Raw genomic sequence first — 12688 nt, 5'->3', positions numbered from 1 at the left:
CTTGGGTAAGTGCCGACTATGGGAGGGACGAACCGCACTCAGGCGTCTCCGAAGCGGGGTGCTCGGCAACGGATCCTCGATGTCTCCTTCTCACTTTTTGCGGACCGCGGCATTCGGGATGTCGGCGTTGACGAACTCATCGAGCGCTCTGGCGTGGCTAAAGCCACGTTCTACAAGTATTTCCGTACAAAAGACGATCTCGCTCTGGCCTACCTCCAGCGCTGGTATGAGGAACGCAGCAGGGCGATCGACGAAGCCGTCAAGCGGCACGAGGGCAGTGAAACGCCTGCTCTCCTGGCCGTCTTCGACGTCTTCGACGAGTGGTTCCGCCAGGGCTCGTCGGAGGTGAGTTCGTTTCTGCACGTCCTGATGGAGATGGGGCCGAGCCACCCTTTGGGCAGAGCGAGCCTGGAATACCTTGCGCGGACTCGCGACCAGCTCGCCAGCATTGCCCGCCACGCCAACCTCAGCGACCCGGACGGGTTCGCATGGTCGTGTCACATTCTCCTCAAGGGTGCCATTGTCGCTGCCGCCGAAGGCGATCTGGACGCCGCCGCGCGCGCACGCCACATGGCAGCGCTTCTCGTCGCGGACCGCCGTCCGCTTGAGCGTGAGGCCTAGCAAGCGGGGTGGCCTCGTAAGCGGCGTGGCCCCGTAAGCGGCGCGGCCTGAGGTGGCCGGAGCGGCGGGTGGGCGATCGAGGTCCTAGGGGCCGGCGGGGTGAGCTGGGACTTCGTATTCCCAGCCTGTCTGGGGCTCTTCCTGAAGGCTCGTGTAGTAGATGCGGGTGTCTGGCTCGGGGCGGACGAGGGCGAGACCGACAGAGTGGCCGAGGAAGGCCGGGTCGAGGCACAGCGCCTTGCCGGCCGCGATGGTCGAGAAGGGTGCTGGCAACGGTGCTTCGACGTCTGAGCTGACGGCCCCGAAGAGGACTCCGTATCCGGCTCGGCTGTACAGGTCGGCTGCTGAGTGCAGGAGGGCCGCACCGGTTCGGGAGGATTCGGGCACAGTCATCGCGAGGACCTCGGCTGCGAAGATCAGGCTGAGCCGTTCGAGCTGCGTGTGGCCGCGGAATGTGTGCGGCTGCCGGAAAGCCCTTACGGCCGGCGTGGCAACGAGGCTGCCGAGGGGCTCGTCGTCGTGCGCCAGAGCTATGATCGCCGTGGAGACGGAAGACAATGCCGCGTTGTAGCCCCTCGTATGAGCGGCAGCGAGCGTTTCGTGGAACCTCTGCCGTCCCCTGGCCGCCGCCTCGAGGGATGTGGAAAGGCCTCCCTTGCCGAGAGCCCATGCGAGTTGTGGCGGCAGCGGGCCGAGAAGCTCGGGATACCGTTCCGCGTCCTGAGGGACGGCCCGCCTGATGCGGACCGGGCCGAGTGTTTGAGTGGGGGTAAGGGCGAGGGCGGAAGCCATGATGGTCCTTCTGGGGGATGGCATGGGAATTGTGGCTGGCCGCAGCGGAGTGGCGGCTCTACGCCGGGCTTCCCGTGGCGGGCCTGGAACTCGCCCGCACGATGAGCTGGGGGAGGAGGAGGCTCGGCTCGCTCGAGGCGCCGGAAGCCCCGTCGAGCTGGGCGAAGACGCTGCCCAGCGCGCAGCTCACCGCCTTCTCGATTGGCTGGCGTATCGAGCTGAGGCCGAGAGCGGCGGCGGTAGGCGTGTCATCGAAACCGACGACAGCGGCCTTCCCGCCTTCCGCCTGGATCGCGCTGAAGGCGCCGATCCCGAGCGAGTCGGATGCGCAGACGAAGGCCGTGGCCCCGGCGGCGAGGAGCCGCCGCGCCGCATCGGCTCCTTCCAGGATCCCATCGCGCTGCCCTGAATCGAGGGAATCGCGCCTGTCCTCGCCCACACCGGCTTGGGCGAGGGTCTCCGCCCATCCGCGCCGTCTTTCGTCGCCCGTCTCGGACCCTTTTGGCCATCCGAGGAAGGCGATCTCGCGATGGCCCAGTTCGAGGAGGTGGCTCGTGGCCTGCGCCGTCCCGGAAGCACCGTCGACGTCGACCCAGGCGTGCGCTGGCTGGGGGCTTGACCCGTGTGCATGGCCGGAGCTGTCGCTGGACCACGGGCGGCCGAAGACCGAGAAGGGGATGCCGTGCTCCACAAGCCACTCATAGCGCACATCGTCGCGGTGCGTTTCGATGAGGATGAAGGCATCGACTGCTTGGGCCTGGGCGAGCCGTGAGAACTGCCTCAGCTCGGCGTCGTCTGAATCCGCTGTGTAGAGCATGACTCGGTAGTCGCGGCGTTCCGCTTCGGCAGACAGGGCGTGCAGGAACGTGTCCAGGACAGCGCCCCCGATCCCGTCCCGGACGGGATCGAGCCTGTAGGCGAGGACGCCGGAACGAGCCGTGCGCATTTGGCGGGCAGCCGCGCTGCGGACGTATCCCGTCTCCTCGATGGTGGCGAGGACCTTCTTCAGGGTGTCCGGCTGGAGCCGTTGGGGGTTGTTGAGCGCGTTGGAGACGGTTTGGCGCGAGACTCCGGCGAGGAGGGCAACGCTCGAAACGGTGGGCCGGGAAACGACCGGCGAAGGGTCTTCTCCGTTCACGGTCTGCTCCCGTCCCTCATTGGATTCCTCTGATCATTCGACCCGCACAGGCTTCGCGGATTTGATTGATCAAAAGAGCGATGGATCAATCGTGGGGGAGGACGGTCAGTCTGTCAAGAATCCCTGGGGGGACAAGCCGGGGCTGGCCGGGCTGGCCAGGCCGGGGCTGGGGAGGCCGGGGATAGTCAAGAGCGAAAGTACGCGCCCGGGGGTCGCTGTGGGGGACAGCTCCGCACCGGACGCGCAATTAATTGTATGGCTGTTCTGCTTGTTCTGTCGCCTATGGAGCTTGCTCTCCATGGTGATGGCGCAGTTCACGCGCGTAATGGATGTCTTTTTCGGCCTGTTCCTCACGCTTTTCGATCTTGTCAGTCGACTTGGGCGGGAGCTGGATCGACTCCTCCGCGTGAATTCCGGCCTGCAGCTCTCGGCCCCGCTCGACTTCCGCATCGAATTCCGCTCCGAACAGGAGCGACATGTTCAGGAGCCACACCCACAGGAGCAGGATGATGACGCCGCCCAGGGCTCCATAGGTCTTGTTGTAGTGGCCGAAGTTGCCCACGTAGAAGCCGAACCCAACTGTGGCCAGGGCAAAGATGACGAGCGCGATGAGTGACCCCATGCTCATCCACCGGAACTTGGGCTGGCGGACGTTCGGCGTGAAGTAGTAAAGGACGGCGATGAGGCCGATGACGAGCACTACGGCGATCGGCCACTTGACAATGTTCCAGACGAGTACCGCAGCTCCACCGAGGCCGACTGCGTTCCCGACGGATTCGGCGATGGGGCCGCTGAGAACGAGCACCGCGGAGATGATCGCCACCACGATGACGGCCACGACGGTGATCGCGAGCGTAGTGCCTCGGAGGCGGATGAAAGGGCGGCCCTCGTCGATCTCGTAGACCCGGTTCATGGCCCGGCCGAAGGCGCGGACATAGCCGGACGCCGACCAGATGGCGCCCAAGAGGCCGCCGATGAGGGTCAGTCCGGCGGCGGGATTGTGCACGAGGTCCTCGATGGGCTGGCGGATCGTGTCGGTGGTCGCTCCAGGCGCCACGCTCTGGACGATGTTCATCATGCCGCTGACCGTGTTCTCCGCCTGTCCGAAGAGCCCCAGAAGCGAGACGATCGCGAGAAGCGCCGGGAACAGCGCGAGGATTCCGTAGTAGGTGAGACCGGCGGCTAGATCCATGCACTGGTCGTTCGTGAACTCGCGCAGGGTCTTCCGTGCGATGTACCGCCATGAAGGCTTGGTCACGTCCTGCGGTCGCCGTGGCTTGCGTGCGTCGTCAGGCGGCGGCGCCTTTTCGGCCTTTTCCCAAGTGTTTTCGCGATTCGCGCTTTCCCGCGTGTCATGCCGACTCAAAATGAACTTCCTTCCCCGGATGCGATCGGGCTGTACCCCAAGATCGGGCAGTACCCCGAAAGGATGCTGACGCTCTGCTGCCCACAAAGGGGTCGATCAAACCCCAAAAGACGTCGTCGAACGAAAGTCCAATGAAATGTGTGTGCCTTTCCGCCCGGGGTATCAGCCCGGCACCACAAGCACACCGAGTCGAGAGGAACCCACGATGGTCGATTTCCCATCGAATGGTCCCGGAGCACCAATGGGAGCCCCGGGAAGCAGCTCGCCCAACTCGCAGAGCTCCACCACCGAGACGGCGAAGAACGAGGCCCGCGGAGTAGCCCAAGAAGCGGGTGCTTCGGCGAGCGCGGTCGGGCAGACCGCGAAGGACGAGGCGACGAATGTCGCCCGTGAGGCCCAGTATCAGGCCAAGGACCTCGTCCACCAGAGCCGTCAGGAGCTCATGCAGCAGGCCACAGCTCAGCAGGAGCGGGCCGCCCAAGGGCTCAAGTCTCTGCACGAGGAGCTCAGCTCGCTCGCGTCCAAGAGCGAAAACCCCGGCGTGGGGACCGATCTGGTCCGCCAGGCGGCGCAGAGGGCCGGGGCGTTTGCCGACTACCTCGGCCAGCGTGACCCGGGTTCACTCCTCAACGAGGTCAAGTCGTATGCACGGCGGAAGCCAGGCACGTTCCTTGCCATCGCGGCAGGGGCGGGCCTCCTTGCAGGGCGTCTGACCCGCTCGCTCGCCGCCGGTGCATCTAACGACGGCGGGAGCCAGCAGGCAGCAGGGGGGACCTCGCCGGAGGCCTACCCGGCGGGGCACGGCTACGCTACGGGCGGCTACCCCGGCACCGCCGGCGGCTATGCCGGGGCACCGGGGGCCTATCCGGGCGGTGCGGGTGTTCCGGCCAGCGGGGTTCCCGTGGCGCCGGATGCCGAGCCTCCCGTGGCTCCAGTGCCAGGGGGCATCGAGCCAGGGGTTCCCGGCTACGAGCCCCGACCTGATGGATACGGGCAGTCCTCCACCGTCGAGCACTCGGCGTGGGACGAGGGCGCGGTCCAGGACGGCGCGATCACGAGCAGCTCCGCGTATGGAACTCCTCCGGGCGCGCGGCATGCGACCGCTCCCGGTGCCGACCTCGCGGAGAGCGAGGAAGGCCGCTATCTGGGTGAGGATGCCGAGCCGGTGACCGACGAGATCCCGCCGGTTCCGCGCGAGGACCGGGGTGGCCTGCGATGAGCCACCCATACGAAGCTCCGATGGGCGGCACGCCCGGCTACCCGCCGTCGTCGTCCGCTGCCTCGGGTTCCCCGCCAACTCCGCCCGCTGAAGCCAAGGCGGCGAACACCTCGATCGGTGACCTCCTGAGCGACGTGACCCAGGACCTCTCGACGCTCATGCGTCAAGAGCTTGCCCTCGCGAAGGCAGAGGCGACCCAGTCCGCGAAGCGGGCCGGGCGCGGGGCGGGACTGTATGGGGGAGCCGGGGTTGCTGGCCACTTCACCCTCCTGTTCCTTTCCATCGCGCTCATGTGGGCCCTCGGGTCTACGGCGATAGGGCTGGGATGGTCCGCCGTCATCGTCGCGATTATCTGGGCGATCATAGGGGGCATCCTGGCCGCCCGCGCGAAGAAGGACCTCGAGTCGGTGAAGGGACTGCCCCGCACCGCCGACTCCATGAAGAAGATTCCCGAATCCCTCAAGCCGAGTGAGGAGCCACGATGAGTGAGAATCCCGACGCAATCCGAGCAGATATCGAACAGACCCGACAGAGGTTGGGCTACGACGTTGATGCGGTAGCTGACAAAGTCACCCCATCCCACATCGCCCACCGTCAGACCGAGCGTGTCAAGGGGGCTGTTTCCGGTGTGAAGGACCGCATCATGGGCAGCGCCGAGGACGCGGCCCAGAGCACGCGCGGAACCCTCTCCGACGCGGGCGACTCGGTCGATCAGGCGAAGCGCAGCGTGGTCCGCAAGGCCCAGGGCAATCCACTCGCTGCGGGCCTCATCGCGTTCGGTGCGGGCCTTTTGGTCTCGTCGCTCATCCCGCCGAGCGAGAAGGAGCAGGAACTCGCCCAGACCGTCAAGGAAAAGGCCCAGCCCGTGACCCAGCAGCTTTCGGACGCCGCGTCCGAGGCGGCCTCCAACCTCAAGGCCCCGGCCCAAGATGCGGTCCAGTCGGTCAAGGAGACGGCCACGGAGAGCGCGCAGAACGTCAAGCAGGAGGCGCAGGATCAGGGCGCCTCGGTGCAGGACCGAGCCCAGGAAGCGCAGCAGAACGTGCGCGAGAGCTAGCACCTTCGCGAAACCCGTGCGGACCGCCGAAACCCCCGGTTTCTACCGGGGGTTTCGGGTGCTGCCCGAGGTTTCGCGGCGCATGCGTCGGCCGATCATCCGGTAGCCGATGCCGACGGCGAGGACAACGAGGCCCGCAACAATCGAGGGCAGCGGGAGGCAGGCGGCCAGGACAATGCAGCCGACGGCCCCGAGGATCTGGAGGACCTTGGGGTACCGCCGGTGCCCGTCATCCTGAGTGAAGGCAGAGGCATTCGCGACGAAGTAGTAGAGCAGAACTCCGAACGAGGAGAAGCCGAGCGCGCCCCGAAGATCCGTGGCGACCACGAGGATGCAGACGACGACGGCGAGGACGACCTCGGCGCGGTGCGGCACGTGGTATCGGTCATGGACGGCGGCGAGCCAGACGGGCAGATCCTCGTGGCGCGCCATTGCCAGCGTGGTGCGGCCGATCCCGGCGGTGATCGAGAGGAGCGAACCGAGCGTGGCGGCCGCGGCGCCGATCCGCACGAGGGGCGAGGCCCACACGGAGCCGCCCGCGGTGACGACGTCGGAGAGCGGGGCGGCGGAGGCCGCGAGCCTGCCCGGCCCGATCGTGAGCAGTGCCGTGAGCGCCACCGCAGCGTAAACCACGAGAACGATCGCGAGCGCCACGATGATGGCCCGCGGAATCGTGTGTTGCGGTTCCTTGACCTCTTCGCCCATCGTCGCGATGCGGGCGTAGCCGGCGAATGCGAAGAACAGGAGCGCGGCCGCCTGCAGGATGCCGTACCAGCCGTGGTCGAGCAGACCCGTGGTGAGGAACGAGGGCTGCGGGTGCCCCTGTGAGAGCCCGAGCACGACGACGAACGCGAGCACCGCGAGGACGACGGCGGCGAGCACCTTCGTCGCGTTCGCCGTCCGGGTGACACCCACATAGTTGACGGCGCCGACCGCGAGGACGGCGAGCACAGCGACAGGCTTCTCCCAGCCCACCGGTGCGGCGTAGGCCGCGAACGTTATGGCCATCGCGGCTGCGCTTGCGGTCTTGCCGATCACGAAGCTCCACCCGGCGAAGAAGCCCGGCCACTCGCCAAGGCGCTCCCGTCCGTAGATGTACGTACCGCCTGAGGTCGGGTACTGGGCGGCGAGCTGGGCGGACGCGGTCGCGTTGCAGTAGGCGACCACTCCAGCAATGGCCAGGCCGATGAGCAGCCCGGCGCCAGCCGAGACCGCAGCCGGCGCGAACGCCGCGAAGATCCCTGCTCCCATCATGGAACCGAGGCCGATGGCGACGGCGTCGAAAGTGCCTAGGCGCCGCGCGAGTGCCCCCTGTTGGCTTGTCACCGGTGCTCCTTAAGGTCTTCGGGCTGTTGCTCTACTTTCTAGCAGGCGTCGCAAGGAACACTTCCCCTCGGGTACCTTCGAAGACATGAACGTCCTCGAGGTGTACGCGGCGTGAACGACCACTCGCACGCGCACGACGTCGACCCGGTGAGGGACCGCAAACGGTTGCTGACGGTGTTCGCTGTAACGGTCGTGATCATGGTTGCCCAGGCCATCGGTACCGTGCTCTCCGGGTCGCTCGCCCTGCTGGCCGATGCAGGCCACATGTTCACCGACGCTTCCGGCCTGTTGATTGCGCTCATCGCCGCCTCGCTCGCGCTCAAGCCCCGCACCCCGGAGCGGACGTGGGGCTACCGGCGCGCGGAGATCCTGGCCGCTGCGCTGCAGGCCGGCCTCCTCCTCGTGGTCGGCGCCTTCGTGCTCGTCGAGTCGATCCGTCGGCTCATCGAACCGCCTGAGGTGGGGTCCTCCGCCATGCTGTGGTTCGGCGTCCTCGGGCTCGCGGGCAACGCCCTCTCGATGGCTGTCCTCGCCTCAAGCCGGCATCGGAGCTTCAATCTCAGGGCGGCGTTCCTCGAAGTCCTCAACGACGCGCTCGGATCCGTTGCCGTGATCGTTGCGGCCTCCGTCATCGGTCTCACCGGTTGGACACGGGCCGACGCGGTGGTGTCGCTCCTCATCGGCGTGCTCATCATCCCGCGGACGCTGCGCCTGCTGAAGGACACGGCGGACGTGCTCCTCGAGTCCACCCCCAAGGGCCTGGATCTGAGAGCCGTCCGCGAGCACATCCTCGCGCTCCCGCACGTGCTGGACGTCCATGACCTCCACGCAAGCCTCGTCGGCTCCGGCACCCCGGTCATCACAGGGCATGTGACGCTTGAGGACAGATGCCTGACTGACGGCCATGCTCAAGCCATCCTCGCTGACCTCCAGAAGTGCGTGGCGGAGCACTTCGACCTTGCCATCGAACACTCCACCTTCCAGCTCGAGACGGCGGCATACCGAGACCGTGAACACATCCACCACTGACGGGCCCACGTTTTCTCGACGGGAGCTGGGATGATCGGGCGGTGAACATCCTCAGATCGTCGGTGCTCTTCGTGCTCGCGGCTGTCGCGGAGATCGGTGGCGCGTGGCTGGTCTGGCAAGCCGTGCGCGAAGGGAAGCCGTGGTGGTGGGCCGGGCTCGGGATTGCCGCTCTCGGAGCATACGGCTTTGTCGCGACTCTCCAGCCGGACGCCCACTTCGGCCGAATCCTCGCCGCTTACGGCGGCGTCTTCGTCGCAGGATCACTTGCCTGGGGTGTTCTGATCGACCGATTCACACCCGACAGGTGGGACCTCGCCGGAGCTGCCATCTGCCTCGCCGGGGTCGCGGTCATCATGTTCGCGCCCCGAGCCGGCTAGCTGAGAGCCGAGGCGGCCTCCGGGCTAGGCGTGCAGGAGAGGCTTCCGAGCCCACGCTGCCGCCCGTTCCACGATGGACTCCGGCGTCTGGGCGATGTCGAGCTGGATTCCTGACTCGTCTGAGCCGAGCGGTTCAAGGGTCGAGAGCTGAGAATCAAGGAGGGAGAGGGGCATGAAATGCCCGGGGCGCGCGGCCATGCGGGTGGTAAGCAGCTCTCGCGTGCCGTGAAGGTGGACGAAGAGGGCCTGCGGGGCGCTCGCGCGGACAAGGTCCCGGTAGGACCGCTTCAGCGCGCTGCAGGCGATGACGAGCGGCGCCTCGGAGTCCTTCAGGCGCCGCCCGACCTCACGGAGCCAGGGTTCCCTGTCGGCGTCGTCCAAGGGGATGCCGGCCGCCATCTTGGTGACGTTGGCCTGAGGGTGAAGCTCATCGCCGTCGAGGAAGACGCCGCCCACCTCCCGGGCGAGGAGCGTGCCGACCGTGCTCTTTCCGCATCCCGAGACGCCCATCACGACGATGTGCAGCGTCGAGTTGTCCATACTGCTCCTGAGTTGAAGACGTTGATGAAAAATTTTCAGCGCGGCCTGCCGAGGTGCTGGCGCAGCCTGTTGTGAACGCTCTCGGTCGAAATGCCTGCCATCCCTGCCAGATGCGTTTCATCCGTGAATCCGGCCTGGTAGGCGCGGGCAATCAAGATTCCGACTTCCCCTTCGAGAGCCTCCTTCGCCGCAGCAGCTGCCTCAAGTTCGGTCCGGATCTTCCGGAGGGAATCTATATGTTCGTCTCGTGACAGGCCGCTTGCGGGCTTCTCTTCGAAGGCGAGGGCGATGCGCCGGACGGTCGGCACCGTCTCACCGATGACGTTCGCTACGGCCGAAATGGCCAGTTCGTCCTCAAGGGCCCGAACGAGTGCTTCGTTTCTCTTGGCAGTGAGCGTTCGGATCCGAGAGCGGAATTGGTTCAGGAGCTGCCTGTGCCCTGAGAGGGCCTGCGCAATTCGTTCCTCTGCCCCACGGTCGCCTGGGGAGCTTGGCTGGGCGGCTCCTTGCCGATACCGGTACTTCCCGCCGCGTTCCTGACTAAGCGGCCTTCGCAATTCGATCCTGCCGGTCATGCCATGCCTCCCGTTGCTGAGCTTGCCGAGACGCGATGGCCGAAACCGACGTAGACGAACATCAGCCTCGGCCGTCCATGGACGTCAGCGCCGGTCGAAGGTGAGGCCGCCCGGGACCTGGAAGGTCGGCATGATCTCGAGCATGCCGATGTTGACGTGCCGGGGAGCCTCTATGGCGTAGTCGACGGCGTTGACAATGTCGTCGGTGGTCAACGACTCGTAGCCCTCGTAGTACGTATTCCAGGCTTCTTCCATCGCCTCGGGCGAACCGCCCAGATTGCGTCCGAAGATCTCCGTCTCAACTCGGCCGGGGCAGACCTCGGTGACACGGATGCGCTTGCCCACGGTGTCATTGCGCAGCTGGCGGGAGATCTGGTGCACGGCTGCCTTGGTGGCGTGGTAGGCCGTGTGCCCGTAGAAGTTGTAGACGCCGGCGATCGAGCTGATGTTGACGATGTGGCCAAGATCCCGCTCCACCATCCCCGGCAGGATCAGACGGGTCAGCTGGAGCAGACCCCGGAGGTTGACGTCGATGATCTCGTCGAGATCCTCCTCAGAGGAGCTGAGGATGTTGCCCGGCCGGGAGACGCCGGCGCAGTTGACGAGAATGTCGATCTCGAGTCCGCCGAGCTCGGCGGCCACTGCCGCCGTATCGGTGAGATCGAGAGCGTGGGAAATGGAGCCCGTTCGCTCGGCGAGTTCCCTGAGGCGTTCCTCGCCGCGGGCAGCGGCATGGACCGTCAGGCCCCGCTTGGCCAGGAGCGCCGCGATGGCCGCTCCCATGCCGGTCGAAGCGCCTGTGACGAGTGCGGTCTTGTAGTCGGCGAATGTCATCGATTCTCCAAAGGACTGGGCGGTGCCGTTGATAGCACGACCGAGGTGGCTTGTTGGTGGCAGGTAGGTTGGATTTTGGAACGGTACGGCTCAGGCGGCCGGAAGATCCTGGCCGCCCCCTGGGCTCGGGATGCCGAGGAGGCCGAAGGCGGTGCCAACGGATTTCCGAAGGGTTTCGAGTTCGAGCATCGAACGCCGGTAGGCGATGGTTGCCTCGGAGACTGTCGTCCTCACAAAGTGAACGGTGTCACCGGGCCGCGCTTGGGCCAGGACATCGAGCCCGAGGCTCGTGGCCACGGCGAGGACTGGGTAGCCCGCAGTGACACCGCGACCCCGATGCAGGACGAGGAGTTCCTCACGTGATGGGACTTCGATGGCGCCGACAGGGACTCCGCGCGAAAGCACCTCTCCCGTGGTCGTCCTCTCCGGGAGCCTGCCGCCAAGGCGCAGTCCAATGTGGTTGCTCCGGGGGCTGACTCGGTATTCCGACGTGAAGAGAAGGTTGGCCGAATCGCCGAACTCGGCGAAGTCCGGCCCGTCGGTGACCGAGACAACCAGCTCATGTCCCACGGGGGGTCGCTCCGCTCCGAAGCGGAAGAGCGGCATGTCGAAATAGGGCTGACGGAGAGGGCCGAGGCTGCAACGGGTCTCGAGCACCATTCCCTCCCGAAGCTGGAGCCCAAACCCGACAACGGTGTCGGGTGTGCAGCTGCCGAGCAGGGTGGGCGCGTCGACGGACCCATGGACAGCCAAGTAGGCGCGCAGGCCACCGTGGATCCCTCGAATCGCGACTGTCTCTCCTGCCGCCACGGAAACCGGCTGCCAGAGGGGACATTCCCGGTTTGAGACCGTCAGTGTAAGCGGCGCACCCGTGACAGAGATCAGAACGTCAGTGGTGACAGTCATCCTGAAGTCGAGAGCAGTAAGTTCCACGAGCGGTGCATTTTCGTCGTTCCCGACGAGGATATTGGCGGCCCTAGCCGAATACTGGTCCAGTGCGCCGTTCACCGGGAGCCCATAGCGCGGGCCGCGGAACCTCCCTAGATCCGTCACGACCGAGTTGCCGGCCTGACGAACGATGAGCTGGCCCTTCATGCGTGGGCCTCCATCATCCTGCCTGCGTACGCCGCGAACTCCTCTTCCGGGATCGGCCGGAAGCGGAGCACATCACCCGGCCGGTAGGGCACGAGGGGCTCGCGAGAAATGTCGAGGAGGGCAAGAGGGGTCTGGCCGATCACGCGCCAACCACCAGGTGCGACCGCAGGAGCGATGACCGCCTGGCGCCCCGCTACCGAAACAGCTCCGGCCGGAACGCTCAGGCGCGGGTCCTTGAGACGCGGCACCGGAAGCGGAAAGTCAGGGCCGTCCATCATGGGCGATCCGGCGGGTGCTCCAAGGCAGCGGATGATGTAGGTCTTGGACGAATGGAGGCGGACGACGTCGTCGACTGAAAGACCTTGCTGCTCGGCCACGTCGGAAAGATCCGGCCCGAAGTCGCCCCCGTACACAACGGGGACGTCGAAGGCTCGGGGGGAGCCGTCGTCGTCCGCGGAAAGCGCAAGCTGCCGCATACCCAAGCCGACGAAGGCACGCATCTGGCGTGCCGAGACGGCGAGGACATCGAACTCCACCAGCACCGAGTCATACGTGGCGACCGCCCCGCGCAGGCCCTCCGCGCCGCACATCTCGAGCCATTCGGCGAGCCGGTGGACGGTGTTCCAGTCCCGCTCGGAATCGCCGGACTTCGCGACGACGCGCAATGCGGCATCTCCGGACTCGAAGACATCTACGGGGGAAGGTGCGAACGTAGGCAT

General features: G+C 66.3%; 15 protein-coding genes. 6 read left to right on the top strand and 9 right to left on the bottom strand.

Features of this window, described 5'->3' with window-relative positions; genetic code table 11:
* Positions 1–18: 18 nt before the first annotated feature.
* Positions 19–621 (top strand): TetR/AcrR family transcriptional regulator, encoded by a 603-nt coding sequence (locus LK10_RS06765; RefSeq protein ID WP_043121400.1) that lies wholly within the window; start codon positions 19–21, stop codon positions 619–621.
* Positions 622–705: 84 nt separating this feature from the next.
* On the opposite strand, the gene LK10_RS06760 is transcribed toward LK10_RS06765, so the two are convergent.
* The 3 genes from LK10_RS06760 to LK10_RS06750 all read right to left on the bottom strand — a co-directional run bounded on the left by LK10_RS06760 (position 706) and on the right by LK10_RS06750 (position 3917).
* Entirely contained in the window at positions 706–1413 is a 708-nt protein-coding gene (locus tag LK10_RS06760; RefSeq protein WP_043121398.1) for a hypothetical protein, read from the bottom strand.
* A gap of 58 nt (positions 1414–1471) precedes the next feature.
* Complete coding sequence (locus LK10_RS06755) at positions 1472–2551, bottom strand: LacI family DNA-binding transcriptional regulator (protein ID WP_043121396.1); 1080 nt, start codon at positions 2549–2551, stop codon at positions 1472–1474.
* A 280-nt stretch (positions 2552–2831) separates the two neighbouring features.
* The gene (locus tag LK10_RS06750; RefSeq protein ID WP_043121394.1) at positions 2832–3917 is read right to left on the bottom strand and encodes a YihY/virulence factor BrkB family protein; all 1086 of its coding nucleotides are present in this window, start codon (positions 3915–3917) and stop codon (positions 2832–2834) included.
* A 205-nt stretch (positions 3918–4122) separates the two neighbouring features.
* On the opposite strand from LK10_RS06750, the gene LK10_RS20775 reads away from it, so the two are divergent.
* The 3 genes from LK10_RS20775 to LK10_RS06735 are packed head-to-tail and all read left to right on the top strand — an operon-like array spanning position 4123 to position 6193.
* The gene (locus LK10_RS20775) at positions 4123–5136 is read left to right on the top strand and encodes a hypothetical protein (protein WP_156144071.1); all 1014 of its coding nucleotides are present in this window, start codon (positions 4123–4125) and stop codon (positions 5134–5136) included.
* 20 nt (positions 5137–5156) lie between these two features.
* Entirely contained in the window at positions 5157–5621 is a 465-nt protein-coding gene (locus tag LK10_RS06740) for a phage holin family protein (protein ID WP_043121393.1), read from the top strand.
* Positions 5618–6193: a DUF3618 domain-containing protein gene (locus LK10_RS06735; RefSeq protein ID WP_043121390.1), complete on the top strand. Its 576-nt coding sequence runs from the start codon at positions 5618–5620 to the stop codon at positions 6191–6193. Before LK10_RS06740 ends, LK10_RS06735 begins: the two co-directional genes overlap by 4 nt.
* Positions 6194–6235: 42 nt before the next feature.
* On the opposite strand, the gene LK10_RS06730 is transcribed toward LK10_RS06735, so the two are convergent.
* Positions 6236–7519 carry an APC family permease gene (locus LK10_RS06730; protein WP_043121388.1) on the bottom strand — a complete coding sequence of 428 codons (1284 nt, stop codon included), beginning with the start codon at positions 7517–7519 and terminating at the stop codon, positions 6236–6238.
* Between the two features lie 111 nt (positions 7520–7630).
* Here LK10_RS06730 and LK10_RS06725 point away from each other — a divergent pair, with 111 nt between their 5' ends.
* Both LK10_RS06725 and LK10_RS06720 read left to right on the top strand, forming a co-directional pair.
* On the top strand, positions 7631–8548 hold the full coding sequence (locus tag LK10_RS06725) for a cation diffusion facilitator family transporter (protein WP_043121384.1): 918 nt from the start codon (positions 7631–7633) through the stop codon (positions 8546–8548).
* A 41-nt stretch (positions 8549–8589) separates the two neighbouring features.
* A complete protein-coding gene (locus LK10_RS06720; RefSeq protein WP_043121382.1) occupies positions 8590–8925 on the top strand; it encodes a YnfA family protein in 336 nt (111 codons plus the stop codon).
* A 24-nt stretch (positions 8926–8949) separates the two neighbouring features.
* Here LK10_RS06720 and LK10_RS06715 read toward each other — a convergent pair whose 3' ends face one another.
* From LK10_RS06715 to LK10_RS06695, 5 genes are all read right to left on the bottom strand, one after another.
* The gene (locus tag LK10_RS06715) at positions 8950–9465 is read right to left on the bottom strand and encodes a gluconokinase (protein WP_043121380.1); all 516 of its coding nucleotides are present in this window, start codon (positions 9463–9465) and stop codon (positions 8950–8952) included.
* Positions 9466–9500: 35 nt separating this feature from the next.
* The gene (locus LK10_RS06710) at positions 9501–10040 is read right to left on the bottom strand and encodes a hypothetical protein (protein ID WP_043121378.1); all 540 of its coding nucleotides are present in this window, start codon (positions 10038–10040) and stop codon (positions 9501–9503) included.
* Between the two features lie 84 nt (positions 10041–10124).
* A complete protein-coding gene (locus tag LK10_RS06705; RefSeq protein ID WP_043121377.1) occupies positions 10125–10874 on the bottom strand; it encodes an SDR family oxidoreductase in 750 nt (249 codons plus the stop codon).
* Between the two features lie 90 nt (positions 10875–10964).
* Complete coding sequence (locus LK10_RS06700; RefSeq protein WP_043121374.1) at positions 10965–11969, bottom strand: 5-oxoprolinase subunit C family protein; 1005 nt, start codon at positions 11967–11969, stop codon at positions 10965–10967.
* Positions 11966–12688 carry a 5-oxoprolinase subunit B family protein gene (locus LK10_RS06695; RefSeq protein WP_043121372.1) on the bottom strand — a complete coding sequence of 241 codons (723 nt, stop codon included), beginning with the start codon at positions 12686–12688 and terminating at the stop codon, positions 11966–11968. Before LK10_RS06695 ends, LK10_RS06700 begins: the two co-directional genes overlap by 4 nt.

Source organism: Sinomonas humi, from assembly GCF_000802235.1.
Lineage (GTDB): Bacteria > Actinomycetota > Actinomycetes > Actinomycetales > Micrococcaceae > Sinomonas > Sinomonas humi.
This window is presented reverse-complemented; position numbering and strand designations above follow the sequence as displayed.